This is a genomic window from Streptomyces sp. NPDC060194, from assembly GCF_042728285.1.
Taxonomy (GTDB): domain Bacteria; phylum Actinomycetota; class Actinomycetes; order Streptomycetales; family Streptomycetaceae; genus Streptomyces.
In genome coordinates this window covers 1-16,047 of the sequence record NZ_JBHWZH010000129.1, presented here as the reverse complement: position 1 = coordinate 16,047, position 16,047 = coordinate 1, and the positions used below count along the sequence as shown (strand labels likewise).

The 16,047-nt window shown below is 73.6% G+C and carries 12 protein-coding genes and 1 pseudogene; 8 read left to right on the top strand and 5 right to left on the bottom strand.

What is annotated here, in order from left to right; translation table 11 throughout:
• Window positions 1-716, bottom strand: a pseudogene (locus tag ACFWEG_RS23290) (N-acetylmuramoyl-L-alanine amidase); the annotation flags it as partial.
• 126 nt (window positions 717-842) lie between these two features.
• Here ACFWEG_RS23290 and ACFWEG_RS23285 point away from each other — a divergent pair.
• The 4 genes from ACFWEG_RS23285 (at window position 843) to ACFWEG_RS23270 (ending at window position 6,683) form a co-directional block, all read left to right on the top strand.
• Complete coding sequence (locus ACFWEG_RS23285; protein WP_387218382.1) at window positions 843-1,598, top strand: TIGR03089 family protein; 756 nt, start codon at window positions 843-845, stop codon at window positions 1,596-1,598.
• A 171-nt stretch (window positions 1,599-1,769) separates the two neighbouring features.
• Window positions 1,770-3,029, top strand: coding sequence for an LCP family protein (locus tag ACFWEG_RS23280; RefSeq protein ID WP_387218380.1), 1,260 nt, complete (start codon window positions 1,770-1,772; stop codon window positions 3,027-3,029).
• Between the two features lie 213 nt (window positions 3,030-3,242).
• Window positions 3,243-4,982 (top strand): LCP family protein, encoded by a 1,740-nt coding sequence (locus tag ACFWEG_RS23275; protein ID WP_387218379.1) that lies wholly within the window; start codon window positions 3,243-3,245, stop codon window positions 4,980-4,982.
• Between the two features lie 36 nt (window positions 4,983-5,018).
• A complete protein-coding gene (locus ACFWEG_RS23270; RefSeq protein WP_387218376.1) occupies window positions 5,019-6,683 on the top strand; it encodes an LCP family protein in 1,665 nt (554 codons plus the stop codon).
• A 57-nt stretch (window positions 6,684-6,740) separates the two neighbouring features.
• Here ACFWEG_RS23270 and ACFWEG_RS23265 read toward each other — a convergent pair whose 3' ends face one another.
• The gene (locus ACFWEG_RS23265; protein WP_387218374.1) at window positions 6,741-7,790 is read right to left on the bottom strand and encodes a glycosyltransferase family 2 protein; all 1,050 of its coding nucleotides are present in this window, start codon (window positions 7,788-7,790) and stop codon (window positions 6,741-6,743) included.
• A 175-nt stretch (window positions 7,791-7,965) separates the two neighbouring features.
• On the opposite strand from ACFWEG_RS23265, the gene ACFWEG_RS23260 reads away from it, so the two are divergent.
• A complete protein-coding gene (locus ACFWEG_RS23260; protein ID WP_387218372.1) occupies window positions 7,966-9,378 on the top strand; it encodes an LCP family protein in 1,413 nt (470 codons plus the stop codon).
• A 213-nt stretch (window positions 9,379-9,591) separates the two neighbouring features.
• Here ACFWEG_RS23260 and ACFWEG_RS23255 read toward each other — a convergent pair whose 3' ends face one another.
• Complete coding sequence (locus tag ACFWEG_RS23255) at window positions 9,592-10,140, bottom strand: acyl-CoA thioesterase (RefSeq protein ID WP_387218370.1); 549 nt, start codon at window positions 10,138-10,140, stop codon at window positions 9,592-9,594.
• 117 nt (window positions 10,141-10,257) lie between these two features.
• On the opposite strand from ACFWEG_RS23255, the gene ACFWEG_RS23250 reads away from it, so the two are divergent.
• Complete coding sequence (locus ACFWEG_RS23250; RefSeq protein ID WP_387218367.1) at window positions 10,258-11,535, top strand: LCP family protein; 1,278 nt, start codon at window positions 10,258-10,260, stop codon at window positions 11,533-11,535.
• Window positions 11,536-11,580: 45 nt separating this feature from the next.
• Here the strand turns inward: ACFWEG_RS23250 and ACFWEG_RS23245 are convergent, their stop codons facing one another.
• A complete protein-coding gene (locus ACFWEG_RS23245; RefSeq protein ID WP_387218364.1) occupies window positions 11,581-12,393 on the bottom strand; it encodes a class I SAM-dependent methyltransferase in 813 nt (270 codons plus the stop codon).
• A gap of 169 nt (window positions 12,394-12,562) precedes the next feature.
• Between ACFWEG_RS23245 and ACFWEG_RS23240 the strand changes: the two genes are divergently transcribed.
• Window positions 12,563-12,937 carry a VOC family protein gene (locus ACFWEG_RS23240; protein ID WP_387218362.1) on the top strand — a complete coding sequence of 125 codons (375 nt, stop codon included), beginning with the start codon at window positions 12,563-12,565 and terminating at the stop codon, window positions 12,935-12,937.
• Window positions 12,938-13,298: 361 nt separating this feature from the next.
• Here the strand turns inward: ACFWEG_RS23240 and ACFWEG_RS23235 are convergent, their stop codons facing one another.
• Window positions 13,299-14,651: a UDP-glucose dehydrogenase family protein gene (locus ACFWEG_RS23235; RefSeq protein ID WP_387218359.1), complete on the bottom strand. Its 1,353-nt coding sequence runs from the start codon at window positions 14,649-14,651 to the stop codon at window positions 13,299-13,301.
• 193 nt (window positions 14,652-14,844) lie between these two features.
• Here ACFWEG_RS23235 and ACFWEG_RS23230 point away from each other — a divergent pair, with 193 nt between their 5' ends.
• Window positions 14,845-16,002 (top strand): acyl-CoA dehydrogenase family protein, encoded by a 1,158-nt coding sequence (locus ACFWEG_RS23230; protein WP_387218356.1) that lies wholly within the window; start codon window positions 14,845-14,847, stop codon window positions 16,000-16,002.
• Window positions 16,003-16,047 lie beyond the last annotated feature (45 nt).

Here is a 16,047-nt window from a genome sequence, read left to right as displayed (position 1 = left end):
GCCGGCACCGCGTGCGCCACCGCGGGGCGCGGCGTCGCGGGGCGCGGCGTCGCGGGGCGCGGCGTCGCGGGGCGGCCCGCGGCGGCCGGGTCGACGGCGGCGGGCCGGGCCGCCTGCTCGTCGGCGCCCGGGTCGACCAGGTCGATGCGCAGGCCGCCGGGGAGGGCCGCGTGGGTCGGCGTGCCGCCGTCCCTCACGTCCGCGGTCCAGAGGATCTCCGCGCGGACGCGCACCTGCACGCCGTCGGACCGGCCGACCCACAGCGGGGCGGTGGAGCCGCGCGTGCGGCCGGTGTCCGACTCGTCGGCCTCCGGGTCGGCGGCGTGCTCGTGGTTGTGGGTCTCGACGTCCTGCCAGCCCGACCACGACGTGCCGCCGGCGGGGCGGACGCGGACCTGGACGGAGCCGCGGAGTTCGGCGTCGGGGTCGTCCCAGACGACGCCGACGAGCGAGAACGGCCGCACGGTCCGTTCCGGCAGCCCGCGGTCGGTGGTGGGGGCGGTCCGGCGCCCGCCCTGGTACCGGAGGCCGGGACCGACCCGTTCGCCCGCGAGCGGGGCGAGCGGCAGCGACTGGGTGTGCCCCGGCAGCACCTCGGCGACGGGCGCCGCGGGTGAGGCGGGTTCGGCGGGCGCGGCTGCGGCCGGCTGGGCGAGGGGGAGGACGAGGGCGGTCGCGCAGGCGACACCGATGGAGGAGGCAAGGATTCCACGCATGACAAAAATTGGGACACACAGGGACGAATCTGTCCATCGGTGAACTGACGGATCGTCGGGAGACCGCGCCGGGGACGGCCGCGGGCCGCCCTTCCGCCGCGACCGCCCCCGCGTACCCTGGCGGGCGTGAACGCCATCGACCGCACCCCTGCCGACCTGCTGCGATCCGCGCTCGCCGCCGATCCGGCCCGCCCGCTGATCACCTTCTACGACGACGCCACCGGCGAGCGGGTGGAACTGTCCGTGGCCACCTTCGCCAATTGGGTGGCCAAGACGGCGAATCTGATCCAGGGCGAGCTGGCCGCCGAGCCCGGCGACCGGGTCGCGATCCTGCTCCCGGCGCACTGGCAGAGCGCCGTCTGGCTGCTCGCCTGCGCCTCGACGGGCACGGTCGCGGACGTCGGCGGCGACCCGACCGCGGCCGAACTCGTCGTCAGCGGGCCCGACTCGCTGGAGGCGGCGCGCGCCTGCGGCGGCGAGCGGGTCGCGCTGGCGCTGCGTCCGCTCGGCGGCCGCTTCCCGCAGCCGCCGGCCGGCTTCGCGGACTACGCCGTCGAGGTGCCCTCCCAGGGCGACCGCTTCGCGCCGTACGCCCCGGTGGACCCGGACGCGCCCGCACTCGCCGTCGGCGGCGAGGAACTGACGGGGGCCCAGGTCGTGGAGCGGGCCCGCGCGGACGCCGGGTCGCTCGGCCTGGCGACGGGCTCGCGGGTGCTCTCCGGCCGCTCGTACGACACCTGGCAGGGCCTGTCGGAGGGCCTGTACGCGGCGCTCGCCGCGGGCGGCTCGGTCGTGCTCTGCCGCCACCTCGACCGGGCGCCGGCCGGGACGGTCGCGCAGCGCGTCGAGAGCGAGCGCGTCACGCACCCGATCGGCGTCTGACCCTCCGTCGGCCGCCGCGCCGCACCGCCCGCGTCTGCGCCGTACGGGGGACGTCCCACGCCTGTCCGCAGGCCCGGGCGGCCCGCCGGTCGCATGATCGGAGGGTACGCACGCCACCGTGCGGGCCCGGCCGCCCGCCCCGGCGACCGGCCCGCCGCAGCGCACCGAGGGATGGATGCAGACGTGACCGACAGCGCAGGCACGCCCGCCGCACCGGACCCGGAGGACCCCGAGGAGGCGGCGCGGGCGGGCGGGCCTGAGGCGGCGGGCACGGCGGCCCCGGCCCGACGCCGCAGGCGGCGCCGCCTGCGCTGGGCGGCGTTCGCCCTCGCCGTCGTCGTCCTGGTCGGCGCGGGGATCGCCTGGGCCGCGTACCGGAAGCTCGACGGGAACATCGCCACCGACACCTCGGCCGCCGCCGAGCTGAAGCGGTGGGAGAAGGAGCGCCCGTCGCAGGCGGTGCGGGGGGCCATGAACCTCCTGCTCATCGGCTCCGACACACGGGAGGGCGCCGGCAACGACCGGTACGGGCGGCGCGGCAAGGGCCAGCGCTCCGACACCACGATCCTGCTGCACCTGTCGGCCGACCGGAAGCGCGGCACCGCCGTCTCCCTGCCCCGCGACCTGATGGTCGACATCCCGTCCTGCCGGAGCGCCGACGGCAGTAGCACCCAGGAGCGGTTCGGGCAGTTCAACTCGGCCTACACCGCCGGGGGGACGGCCTGCACGGTCCGCACCGTCGAGAAGCTGACCGGGATCAGGATCGACCACCACGTGGTCGTCGACTTCACCGGCTTCAAGCGGATGGTCGACGCCGTCGGCGGCGTCCAGGTCTGCCTGCCGCGGGCGATCGACGACGCCGACGCCGACCTGCGGCTCCCGGCCGGTCGGCAGACGCTCGACGGCGAGGAGGCGCTCGGCTACGTCCGGGCGAGGAAGACGCTCGGGAACGGCAGCGACACCGAACGGATGGAGCGCCAGCAGGACTTCCTGGCGTCGCTGGTCAAGAAGGTGCAGTCCAACGGGGTGCTGCTGAACCCGACCCGGCTCTACCCGCTGCTCGACGCGGCGACCTCCGCCGTCACCACCGACCCCGGCCTCGACTCGCTGCGCGACCTCTACGACCTGACGCGGAGCCTGCGCTCGATCCCCTCGGACAAGCTGCAGTTCCTCACCGTGCCCCGCCGGTCGTACGTGTACGACGCCAACCGTGACGAACTGGTCCAACCGGATGCTGACCGGCTTTTCGCACAACTGCGCACGGATGCACCGGTGACGGTGACGCCCGACGCGAGCGGCACCCCCTCCGCGGACCCGTCCGACTCCCCCGCCGCCGTCGGGCCCGAGGGCGAGCCGGGGCAGGCGGGAGCGCCCGACCGGCCCGCCGCCCCGTCGCCGGACGCGAGCGCCTCCGGTGCCATGTGCGGGTAAATTCCTGTCGAGAATGGTTCGGATTGGATGCTTATCAGCAGGTGGAGTTGGTCACCGACGTCGCTCCGCGCGGAATCGTGCAGATAGTGTGAGCGACCCGGTGCCGTGGACCCGCACGCCTCAGCCGTCCCAGGTCGCACGCCACTGGACCCGACCGACACCGTGCGCCTGGGGGGAGGCGCCGCGTGCCACCGACGGAGGACGCAAACAACCGTGGACGCGCACAGCCGTGGCCGGGCCGATGACATCGACCCCGCAGACCAGTGGGTCCTCAACCCCGACACCGGTCATTACGAACTGCGACTGACCCCCTCCGCAGGGCGATCCCCCGCCTCGGCGCCCCCGCGCCGGCGGTCCGAACGCGCGGCGGCCGTCCCCGGGCAGCGCGCCCGGCGCACGGCGGCCCCCGCGGGCGAAGCGGGCCGTACGGCCAGCGGTCGCGGCAACGGCGGCCGGGCCGGCGGCGGCAGGCCGGCCGGCCGGGGCGCGGCCCCCGGCGACCAGGCCGGCCGGCGGCGGCCGAAGTCCGGCAGAAGCGGCAAGAAGCGCGCCCTGATGTGGACCGGCGGCCTGATGGGCCTGGTCCTCGTCGGCGGCAGCACCGCCGGGTACCTCTACTTCCAGCACCTCAACGGCAACATCGGCTCGGTCGACACCCTCGGCGTCGGCGGCGACGGCTTCAACAAGGGCGAGGCCGTCAACATCCTGCTCCTGGGCACCGACAAGCGCTCCGGCAAGGGCAACGAGGGCTACGGGGACGCCGGCAGCACCGGCCACGCGGACACCACGATCCTGCTGCACGTCTCGAAGGACCGCACCAACGCGACCGCCCTGAGCATCCCGCGGGACATGATCGTCGACATCCCCGACTGCCCCACCAAGCAGGAGGACGGCTCGACGAAGGTCATCCCGGGGACGCCGAACACCCGCTTCAACGAGAGCCTCGGCCAGGCGGGCCGCGACCCGGGCTGCACGATGCTGACCGCGCAGGAGGTCACCGGGCTGCAGGTCGACCACTTCATGATGGCGGACTTCAACGCCATCAAGACGATGACGACCGCGGTCGGCGGGGTCGAGGTCTGCCTGGCGAAGGACATCGACGACCCCGGCTCCCACCTGAAGCTGTCGGCCGGGAAGCACGTCCTGGAGGGCGAGCAGGCGCTCGGGTTCGTCCGCACCCGCAAGAGCTTCGGCAACCGGAGCGACCTGGACCGCATCAAGACCCAGCAGCAGTTCCTGGGGTCGCTGGTGCGCAAGCTGAAGTCGAACGACACCCTCACCAGCCCGACCAAGATCGTGAAGCTCGCCGAGGCCGCGACCGACTCGCTGACCGTCGACAGCAAGATCGCCAGCATCCTGAAGCTGAAGGACCTGGGCCTGGAGATCGGCAAGGTGGAGCCGAAGAACATCAGCTTCGCGACGATCCCGGTGGTGGACAACACCGACGGCGCGACCGTGCTGATGAACGAGCAACCGGCCGAGCAGCTCTTCGCGATGATGCGCGACGACATCTCGCTGACCGCGGTCAAGAAGAAGGAGAAGGCCGAGGAGGCCGCCAAGCTCAAGGGCCCCAAGGCCGCGCCCGGCGACGTCCGGGTCGACGTCTACAACGGCGGTGCGCCGGCCGGCTCCGCGTCCACCGCGCTCGCCTGGCTGCAGAACGAGCAGGGCGTGCTGAAGTCGACCAACCAGTCGAACGCGCCGGCGAACGTCAAGAGGACCCGGCTCGAGTACGGGCCCGACCAGGCGGAGCAGGCCCGCACCCTGGCCGCCATGATGGGCCTGTCCTCGTCCGCGCTGAAGCCGGCCGCGAAGGACGCCGGGGCGGGCACGCCCATGACGCTCACCCTCGGCCCGGACTACAAGGGCCCGGGGATCCCGCTCACCCCGCCGTCGAAGGCGCCGGAGGGTGTCCAGAAGGTCGAAGCGGACAAAACCGTCTGCGCCGAGTAGTGCGCTGTTTCTGATTCACGGGGGGGGTAGTTCGACATGAGCGGGAGCAGTGTGCGCCCGGGCGGACCGGGGGGACGGTCGCAGGCCGGCGGGCGACGCGGTGGCACGGCCGCGGCGCAGGGCGGCCGGCGGGCCGCCGTGCCGCGGCAGCGGACCGGGGCGGCCGACGGCGATCCGCCCGGCATATCCCGGGCCGACCGCCGCAAACAGGGCAGGCCGCCGCGGAAGCGGGTGCTGCGGATGGTGGCGATCGGCGTGGCGGCGGCGGTGCTCGGCACGGCCGGGGCGGGCTACCTGTGGTGGGACGACCTCAACTCCCGCCTGCAGAAAGCCCCGTTGACCGCGGGCGGCAAGATGGCCGAGCACAAGGCGAACGCGGCGGGGCAGACGCCGATGAACATCCTGCTCATCGGCTCGGACGCGCGGGACAACAAGGCGAACCAGAAGCTCGGCGGGGCGCGGAGCACGTTCGGCTCGCCCCCGCTGGCCGACGTCCAGATGCTGCTGCACCTGTCGGCCGACCGCAGCAACATCTCCGTCGTCAGCATGCCGCGCGACACGCTCATACCGCGGCCCGAGTGCCGGGATCCCGAGGACGACGGCAAGGTCTACGAGGCGCGGCAGCTGGCGCCGGTCAACGAGGCCATCCGGTACGGCGGTCCGGGCTGCGTGGTCGCGACCTGGAGCGAGTTCAGCGGCGTCCCCATCGACCACTTCATGATGATCAAGTTCGATGGCGTGGTCTCCATGGCCGACGCCATCGGGGGCGTACCGGTCTGCGTCACCGCGAACATCGAGTCGCGCAACAGGGACGGCGGCGGCTCGGGACTCAAGCTGGAGGAAGGCACCACCAAGGTCAAGGGCGAGCAGGCCCTGCAGTGGCTGCGCACCCGCTACGGCTTCGGCGACAACAGCGACGTGGGCCGCACGCGCGCCCAGCACATGTACATGAACTCGATGGTCCGCGAGCTGCGCGAGAACGCGACCCTGACCAACCCGGGCAAGCTCAAGTCGCTGGCCGAGACGGCCATGGACGCGTTCACCGTCGACGACGGGATCGACGGGGTGCTCGGCCTGGTGGACATCGCGCAGGAACTGCGGAAGGTCGAGCCCGAGCGCATCACCATGACCACGATGCCGAACGCCAACTCCCAGCGCAGCGGGGTCTACCAGTACAAGGTGGAGCCGATCCCGGGCGACGCCGAGGACCTCTTCGAGATGATCCGCGACGACGTGCCGCTGGACGCGAAGCCGAAGAAGAAGACGGCCGAGGTGAAGGAGTCCGACGACCCGGCCGCCGCGCCCGCGGAGATCCCCGTGCAGGTCGTCAACGGCACGGGAACCGCGAGCGAGGGGCCGGCGTCCGGCCGGGCGCGCGACGTCACCGCGCTCCTCGCGGCCAAGGGCTTCACCGCGGCCGAGCCGGACACCACGCCCGGCAAGGAGGCCCGGACGACGGTCGTCTTCCCCAGCGCCGACCTGGAGGGCGACGCGCAGGCCGTCGCCAAGGCGCTCGGCCTGCCGCTGAGCGCCGTCAAGGGCTCCGAGGAGGCCTCCGGCATCACCCTCACCGTCGGCGCGGACTGGCGCACCGGCGACGTCTACAAGGCGCCGAAGGCGAAGAAGACCCCGAAGACGGCGAACGCGCTCAACGGGGCGAAGGAGGACTGCATGGAGGTCAACCCGAACTACACCTGGTGACCTCGGCGCACCGCGCGCGAGGGGGTGGGCCCGTACGGCTCGCCCCCTCGCTGCGCCTCAGGCCGTGCGGGTGTTGTCGTGGTCGACGGAGGTGACCGCGGGCCTGCGGCTGGCGATGACCTTGCGGGCGAGGGAGCGGGGGGAGGTGAGGAAGCCGAAGCCCCAGCTCATGTGCATGGTGGCGAGGGCGACGGGGATCTGCAGGCGCGCCTTCAGGGGCAGGCCCCTGCCCGCCGGGACCGAGCCCGCGGTGATCGCGGCGAGGTAGCCGGCCGGGATCACGAAGCCCCACGGGGTGAGCGCCGCGCCCACGACGACGCCCGCCGCGATCGCCACGACGGCGGCCGGCGGGGCGAGGTAGCGCAGGTTGATCGACCCGGCGTGGTAGCGGGCGACGACGTGCCGCCAGCGGCCGTAGTCCTTGTACTGCTTGGCCAGCGCCTTCACCGTCGGGCGCGGGCGGTAGGAGACGAGCAGCTCGGGCGAGAACCAGATGCCGCCGCCGGCCTCGCGGATGCGGTAGTTCAGCTCCCAGTCCTGCGCGCGGATGAACTCGACGTTGTAGCCGCCCTGCTGCTCCAGCGCCTCGCGGCGGAAGACGCCGAGGTAGACCGTCTCGGCCGGGCCCGCCTGGCCGCCGGTGTGGAACACCGCGTTGCCGACGCCGATCTTCGAGGTCATCGCGGCGGCGACCGCGTGCTCCCAGTCGTTCTCGCCCTCGGCGTGCATGATGCCGCCGACGTTCGCCGCGCCGGTCTCCTCCAGGAGCCGGACGGCGGTCGCGATGTAGTTCGGGGAGAGGATGCCGTGCCCGTCGACCCGCACCACGATGGGGTGCCGGGAGGCCGCGATCGCCGCGTTCAGCGCGGCGGGGGTGCGGCCCGTGGGGTTGGGGACGGTCCTGACCCGGCCGCTCGTGCGGAACTCCGTCTCGCGGACCAGCTCCGCGGCGATCTCGTCGGTGCGGTCGGTGGACGGGCCGAGCGCGACCACGACCTCCATCTCCCCGTCGTACTCCTGCTCGAGGATCGCGGTGACGGCTCCGCGCAGGTGCCGCTCCTCGTTCAGGACGGGCATGATCACGGAAACGGCGGGGTGCTCAGGCATGACGTCTTTCCGGCCGGGGGCCCGGGGCGGGCCCGGGAGATCGCGTGGGACGGGGTCACGTTACCGCGAACGGGGGACACGGACGCGCGCCGGAGGACCGCCTGCGGGGGGTAGCTGATCGTATGGGCCTACCAGGCTCCCGGTCCCGGCCCACGCACCGCGGAGGTGCCCCGTCATGCCCGCACACCCCCGACCCCCGCGTCCCCGCCCCCGTGCCCGCTGGGGCCGGCGGGTGGCCGTCACGCTCGCGCTCACCGTCCTCGGGACGGCCGCCGCGGGCCACGTGGTGATCAACGACCTGGACGCGGGCATCGCGCGCATCGACCCGTTCCGCGACATGAAGAACCGGCCGGCCGGCGGCGACGGCATGAACCTGCTGCTCGTCGGCACGGACGGCCGGGACACCGTCACCGCGGAGGAGAAGGCCCGCTACCGCCTCGGCGGCGCACCCTGCCACTGCACGGACACGCTGATGATCGTGCACATCTCCGCGGACCGCGGGCGCGCCAGCGTCGTGAGCCTGCCGCGCGACTCCTACGCGGACCTGCCCGAGCACACCGACCGCACCAGCGGCGAGCACCACCAGAGCCATCCGGCGAAGATCAACGCGGCGTACGCGGAGGGCGGTCCGCAGCTCACGGTGCGGACCGTGGAGCACAACACCGGCGTCAAGATCGACCACTACCTGGAGGTCGACTTCGCCAGCTTCATGAAGACGGTCGACGCGCTCGGCGGCGTCGAGATCTGCACCGCCCGCCCGCTCCGGGACTCCCACACCGGCCTGGACCTCGCCCCGGGCACCCACGCGCTCTCCGGCGGCCAGGCGCTGCAGTACGCACGCGCCCGGTACGTCGACGCCTCCGGCGACCTCGGCCGGATGCAGCGGCAGCAGCGGCTGCTCGCGGCGATGGTCGACAAGGCCACCTCCAGCGGGGTGCTCCTGAACCCGCTGAAGTTCAAGCGGGTCACCGGCGCGATGCTCGGCTCGGTGCGGGCCGACGAGAACTTCGGCACCCCCGAGATGCTGGCCCTCGGCCAGGCCATGCGCGGCTTCTCCCCCTCGTCCTCCGAGTTCAGCTCGGTGCCGATCGGGGACATGGACTTCCCGATCCCGGGTGTCGGGTCGTCGCTGCGGTGGAACGCGGAGCAGGCGGAACGGCTCTTCGCCGCGATCCGCAGCGACGAGCCGCTCGCCCCGCACAAGGCGAAGGGCGCGGCGAAGCCGGTGCTCGTGGACGTCGAACCGGCCGCGATCCGGGTGCGGGTGGAGAACGGCACGGACCAGGCCGGGCTCGGCGGCCGCGTCGACACCGCGCTGCGCGGCGCCGGCTTCGCGACGACCGGCCTCGCCCAGGACGCGCCCGAGCAGGTGGAGCGGACGGTCGTCGCCTACGACCCGCGCTGGGACCGCTCCGCGAAGTCCCTCGCGGCGGCCCTCCCTGGCAGCGAGCTGCGCGAGGTGCCGGGGCAGGGCGGCGTCCTGCGGGTGATCGCGGGCGACGACTACACGGGGGTCCGCAAGGTGCGGGTCACCCGGAGCGCGGCACAGGGGGACGTCGTCACCGGCGACGAGGTCCTCTGCGGCTGAGCCCCGGCGGACGCAGCACGGACAAGGGCCGGCCCGGCCGCACGGCCGACGAGCGGACCGACCTGTGCGGGGACGGCCGCTGCCCGCGACGGGCCGGCGCCGGGCGGATGCGGGGCGGACATGCCCCGGCGCCGGGCCGGGCAGGCCCGGCCGGCGGCTCGCGGCGCGCCGCGGGCGGTGTGCGGCGGGCGGATGCGGCCGGGGCGGTGGAGGTCAGTCGTCGAGGCCGTCGAGGGCGCGCTGGGCGCGGAGGTCCTTGATGGCGCGGCGGCGGGCGAGGCGGTGGGAGCGTCGGATCTGGGCCTCCTGGTAGCGGCGCTCGTCGCGCTCGGTCTCGGGGAGGACGGGCGGGACGGCGCGCGGCTTGCCGTCGGCGTCGACCGCGGCGAAGACGAGGTAGGCGGAGCCGACCTGCTGCGCGGGGGCGGACTCGTTCCAGCGCTCGGAGAGCACGCGGACGCCGATCTCCATCGAGGACCGGCCGGTCCAGTTGCACTGCGCCTTCACGTGCACGAGGTCGCCGACCCGCACCGGCTCCAGGAACGCCATCTCGTCCATCGACGCGGTGACGGCGGGCCCGCCGGAGTGCCGTCCGGCCACCGCGCCGGCCGCGTCGTCGACCAGCTTCATGATCACGCCGCCGTGCACCGTGCCGAGGAGGTTGGTGTCGTTGTGGGTCATGATGTGGCTCAGCGTGGTGCGCGAGGCCGAGGTCGGCTTGCCCGGAAGGTCCGCTTCCAGGGCCGGGACGTGGTCTGTCATGTCGCCTACCCTATGTCGGGTTCCGGCGCGCGCCCTTTGCAACAGCCGCGCTACAGCCCGGCCCCGATTTCCCGACCGCCCTGTGTGCCGGGCCCACCGGCCTGGCACTCTTACGGCATGGACGAGAGGCTCGACGGGGGATACGGCGGCGACCGCGGCGGCAGCGGCGACCGGTACGGACGCGGCAGCGGCGCGTCCCGGCCGGAGGGCGCGCGCTCCATGCCGCACGTCCGCCGCCGCGACTCCGACGTACGGCCCGCCCCCGTGCCCCCGCAGGCGCAGGGCTACACCGAGGCCCGCGGCACCGGGTACGACAGCGGCTACAACACCGGGCAGGTGTACGGCGGCAGCGGCCAGGGCGGCCGCGGGGGCAGACCCCCACGCGGCCCCGCCGGCGGCTCCGCGCCGACCGGGCCCGTCGACTGGGGCCGGCGGATCAAGCTCGGCCTGGTCGTGTTCGTCGTGGTGCTGCTCGTCTGGTCGATCGGCACCTACATGTGGGCGTCCTCACAGCTCAAGCAGGAGGTCGACCTCGGCAAGGTCATCGACCGGCCGTCCGAGGGCGAGGGCACGACGTACCTCATCGTCGGCTCCGACAGCCGCGAGGGCATGAGCGCGGCGGACAGGAAGCGGCTGCGCACCGGCTCCGCGGAGGGCAAGCGCACCGACTCGATGATGCTGCTGCACATCGGCTCCGACGGGCCCGTGCTCGTCTCCCTGCCGCGCGACTCCCAGGCGGAGATCCCGACCTTCGTCGGTTCGGAGTCCGGCAAGACGTTCAAGGGCACCGGCCGGCAGGTGAAGCTCAACGCGGCATACGCGGAGGACGGCCCCGAGCTGCTGGTGCGCACCATCGAGGCGAAGACGGGGCTGCGCATCGACCACTACGCCGAGATCGGCTTCGGCGGGTTCGCGGACATCGTCGACGCGGTGGGCGGGGTGGACATCAAGGTCACCCAGCGGATGAAGGACAAGAAGTCCGGCACGGACTTCGAGCCCGGCATGCACGAGATGAACGGCGAGGAGGCGCTCGCGTTCTCCCGCCAGCGGTACGGGCTCGCGGGCGGCGACCTCGACCGCACCAAGAACCAGCAGAAGTTCCTCGCCGCGCTCGCCAAGAAGGCGGCGACGCCCACGACGATCATCAACCCGTTCCGGCTCTACCCGACGCTCGGCGCGGGGCTCGACTCCCTCGTCGTCGACAAGGACATGGGCCTGTTCGACCTGGCGCGGATGTTCTGGGCGATGAAGGGCGTCACCGGCGGCGACGGCGTCTCGATGAACATGCCGATCTCGGGCCAGGTCAACGGCAACCTGATCTGGGACGAGGCGAAGATGAAGCAGATGGTGCAGCAGATGCGGGACGGCGAGAAGGTCACCGTCCGCGGCAACTGAGCGCTCGCGCCACGGGGCCGGGTCCTGCGGGGCCCGGCCCCGTCGTCATGCGCGGCCGGCGGCGAGGACCGCGCGGTGCGGGAGGGCGAGGGTGCGGTCGGGGCGGGCGAAGGGCTCCGCGAGGCGCAGGTAGGCGCGGTGGATCGCCGCCGTGCGGGCCGCGTCGCCGGAGGTGACCTCGCGGCCGATGGTGGCGATCCCCGCGGCGGGGCCGGCCCACCAGGCGGCGGGGGTCGTGACGTGGTCCCACTCCACGAGGCGCGCGGTCGCGTCCCGGAAGCCGGCCTCCTGAAGGAGTGCGGTCAGGCCGTCCGGGGTCCGCGCGAAGTCCTCCGCGGCGTCGAGCCGGGCGGACGGGGCGGGGGTGTACCCGGCGGCCTCCACCGCGCGCCACAGCAGCGCCTGCCCGGGCGCGCCGGGGGCGGCCCACACGGTCACCGCGACGAGGCCGCCGGGGCGGGCGACACGGCGCAGGGCGGCGAGCACGGTACGGGGGCTGCTCACGTGGTTGAGCACGAAGTTGGCCGTCACGGCGTCGAACGCGCCGTCCGGGAAGGGGAGTTCGGGCAGGGCCGCGACGCGGACGTCCGCGTCGGGGACCGTCGTGCGGGCCAGGTCGGCCATGTCCGCGTCGGCGTCCGTCGCGCTCACCTCCGCGCCCCGGGCGCGGGCCGCCGCGGCGAGGGTGCCCGGGCCGGTCCCGGCGTCCAGCACCCGGGTGCCGGGGCCGACGCCGGCGGCGTCGAGCAGCGGCTGCGCGGTGTGCGCGCAGAGCGTGCCGAACGTCTCGGCGTACGCACCGGCGCGCCCGGCCCAGTTGTCCCGCTCGGCGCGGTCGAAGGCGTGCGGGACGGGCATGGGGCGGCTCCTGGCTGGGACGTCCGGAAGCCGGCCAGCGTATCGGGCCGAGGCGGTCGGCGACCCGGGGCCGGGGCCGGAGGCCGCACCCCGGGCAGGCAGGCGGGCCCAACAGGGCATGAGCGGACCGGACATCGGCCCTTCGACCCGGGGATCTAGCCTGCCGAGCATGGCTTCTCTGATACGACACATCACCGTCGACTGCGCCGACGCGTACCGGCTCGGGGCGTTCTGGGCCGAGGTGCTCGGGGCGTCGCTCGCCGAGGACGACGAGCCCGGGGACCCCGAGGCGCTGGTCGAGTCGTCAGCCGGGACGCTGCTGTTCGTCACCGTGCCCGAGCCGAAGGCCGTCAAGAACCGTGTGCACCTGGACGTCCAGCCGCAGGACCGGAGCCGCGACGCGGAGGTCGAGCGGCTGCTCGGGCTCGGGGCGACGCTGGTCGGCGACCACCGTCGTCCGGACGGGACCGGCTGGGTCACGCTGGCCGATCCCGAGGGGAACGAGTTCTGCGTGGAACGCAGCGCGGCGGAGCGGGACGCGTAGCGCGGCGCGTCTCCGCCGCCGCGCAGCGGGGCGCGTAGCGCGGCAGAGCGCACAGCGCAGCACTTCTCCGCCGCCGCGCAGCGGGGCACGTAGCGCGGCAGAGCGCACAGCGCAGCACTTCTCCGCCGCCGCGCAGCGGCGGATCTCGCTTCGGGGGCATGCCGCGCAGCGGCATGTGTCGGGGCCGCCGCGCAGCGGGGGCGCTTCGCCGCGCAGCGGCGCACTGGGGGCCCGCCGCGCAGCGGTGGGGGTCGCCGCGCAGCGGCGCACTGGGGGCCCGCCGCCCGCCGCCCAAGGCCTCCGCGGCGCACTGGGGGCCCACCGCCGGCCGCCCAAGGCCTCCGCGGCGCGCTGGGGCCCGTCAGGCCCGGGGGCGGCCCATCGCGCGGAAGGTCCAGCCGGCCGCGCGCCACACCGCCGAGTCGAGCGCGTTGCGGCCGTCGATGATGACCCGCCGCTCGGCGACCCGCCCCAGCGCCTCGGGGTCGAGGTCGCGGAACTCGGCCCACTCCGTGAGGTGCAGGACGACGTCCGCGCCCTCGACCGCCTCGACCGCGGAGTCCGCGTAGCCGAGGGTCGGGAAGAGCCGGCGCGCGTTCTCCATCCCCTTGGGGTCGTAGACCGTGACCTGGCCGCCCTGCAGATGGATCTGCCCGGCCACGTTCAGCGCCGGGGAGTCCCGCACGTCGTCGGAGTCCGGCTTGAACGTCGCGCCGAGCACCGCCACCCGCTTGCCGAGGAAGCTGTTCCCGTCGAGCGCCTCCCGGGCCATCCCGACCATCTGCCCACGGCGCCGCATGTTTATCGAGTCGATCTCGCGGAGGAAGGTGAGCGCCTGGTCGGCGCCCAGCTCGCCCGCGCGCGCCATGAACGCGCGGATGTCCTTCGGCAGGCACCCCCCGCCGAAGCCGATCCCGGCCCGCAGGAACTTCCGTCCGATCCGCTCGTCGTACCCGATCGCCTCGGCGAGCTTCACGACGTCGCCGCCGGCCGCCTCGCACACCTCGGCCATCGCGTTGATGAACGAGATCTTCGTGGCGAGGAACGAGTTCGCCGCGGTCTTGACCAGCTCCGCGGTCGGGAAGTCGGTGATCACCAGCGGGGAGCCCTCGGCGATCGGCCGCGCGTAGACCTCCCGCAGCAGCTTCTCCGCGCGCTCGGCGCCCTCGCCCTGCACGCCGACGACGATCCGGTCCGGGTGCAGGGTGTCCTCGACGGCGAAGCCCTCGCGCAGGAACTCCGGGTTCCACGCCAGGTCGACCGCGTCCCCGGCCGGCGCCAGCTCCGTGAGCACCGCCCGCAGCCGCTCCGCCGAGCCGACCGGCACCGTCGACTTGCCGACCACCAGCGCGGGCCGGGTCAGCAGCGGGGCGAGGGTCGAGAACGCGGCGTCGACATAGCTCATGTCGCACGCGTATTCGCCGTGGCGCTGCGGGGTGTTGGTGCAGACGAAGTGGACGTCGCCGAACTCCGCGACCTCCTCGTAGGAGGTGGTGAAGCGCAGCCGGCCGCTGGAGCCCTCGATGCCCTCGACGTGCCGGCGGAGCAGTTCCTCCAGGCCCGGCTCGTAGATCGGGACCTCGCCGCGCCGCAGCATCTCGATCTTCTCCGGCACCACGTCGAGCCCGAGCACCTCGAAGCCCATGTCCGCCATCGCGGCGGCGTGGGTGGCCCCCAGGTATCCGGTACCGATCACAGTGATCTTCAAGGCCATGCGGTGCTCCAGGGGTACGGCGGGGTAGTGCGGAAACAGACGGCAGTCGAGCATATCCAAGCCGTTGCCCCCTCCCCGGCAGCCGCTGTTGCCGACCTCACGTGAACCGTCCGTATGCCCGCCTCGGCCGCACCCACTAAAATCGTGCTACTTAACGGTAACTAACTGCACCCATCTCGGGGAGTGAAGCACCTTGGCAGGTTCGCCCGACTTCGATCTCTACCGCCTGTCCGAAGAGCACGACATGCTCCGCGAGACGGTCCGCGCCCTCGCCGACGCGAAGATCGCCCCGCACGCGGCCGCGGTCGACGAGGACGCGCGCTTCCCGCGCGAGGCGCACGACGCGCTGGTCGCCGCGGACCTGCACGCGATCCACGTCCCCGAGGCGTACGGCGGGGCGGGCGCCGACGCGCTCGCCACGGTGATCGTGATCGAGGAGGTGGCGCGCGCCTGCGCCTCGTCCTCCCTCATCCCCGCGGTGAACAAGCTCGGTTCGCTGCCGGTGATCCTGTCGGGCTCCGAGGAGCTGAAGAAGAAGTACATGGCCCCGCTCGCCAAGGGCGAGGGCATGTTCTCCTACGCCCTCTCCGAGCCCGACGCGGGCTCGGACGCGGGCGGCATGAAGACCCGCGCGGTCCGCAACGGCGACTTCTGGGTGCTGAACGGCGTCAAGCGCTGGATCACCAACGCGGGCGACAGCGAGTTCTACACGGTCATGGCCGTCACCGACCCCGACAAGCGCACCAAGGGCATCAGCGCGTTCGTCGTCGAGAAGTCCGACGAGGGCGTCTCCTTCGGCGCGCCGGAGAAGAAGCTCGGCATCAAGGGCTCGCCGACCCGCGAGGTCTACCTCGACAACGTGCGCATCCCCGCGGACCGCATGATCGGCGACGAGGGCACCGGCTTCGCCACCGCGATGAAGACCCTCGACCACACCCGCATCACCATCGCCGCGCAGGCGGTCGGCATCGCCCAGGGCGCGCTCGACTACGCCAAGGGCTACGTCCAGGAGCGCAAGCAGTTCGGCAAGCCGATCGGCGACTTCCAGGGCGTGCAGTTCATGCTCGCCGACATGGCGATGAAGCTGGAGGCCGCCCGGCAGCTCACCTACGCCGCGGCCGCGAGGTCCGAGCGCGTCGACGCCGACCTCACCTTCTTCGGCGCGGCGGCCAAGTGCTACGCGTCCGACGCCGCCATGGAGATCACCACCGACGCGGTGCAGCTCCTCGGCGGGTACGGCTACACCCGCGACTACCCCGTCGAGCGGATGATGCGCGACGCGAAGATCACGCAGATCTACGAGGGCACGAACCAGGTCCAGCGGATCGTGATGGCGCGGAACCTGCCGTAACGGCTCATCAGGCACGACGACGGCCCCCGGCGCGCTGCCGGGGGC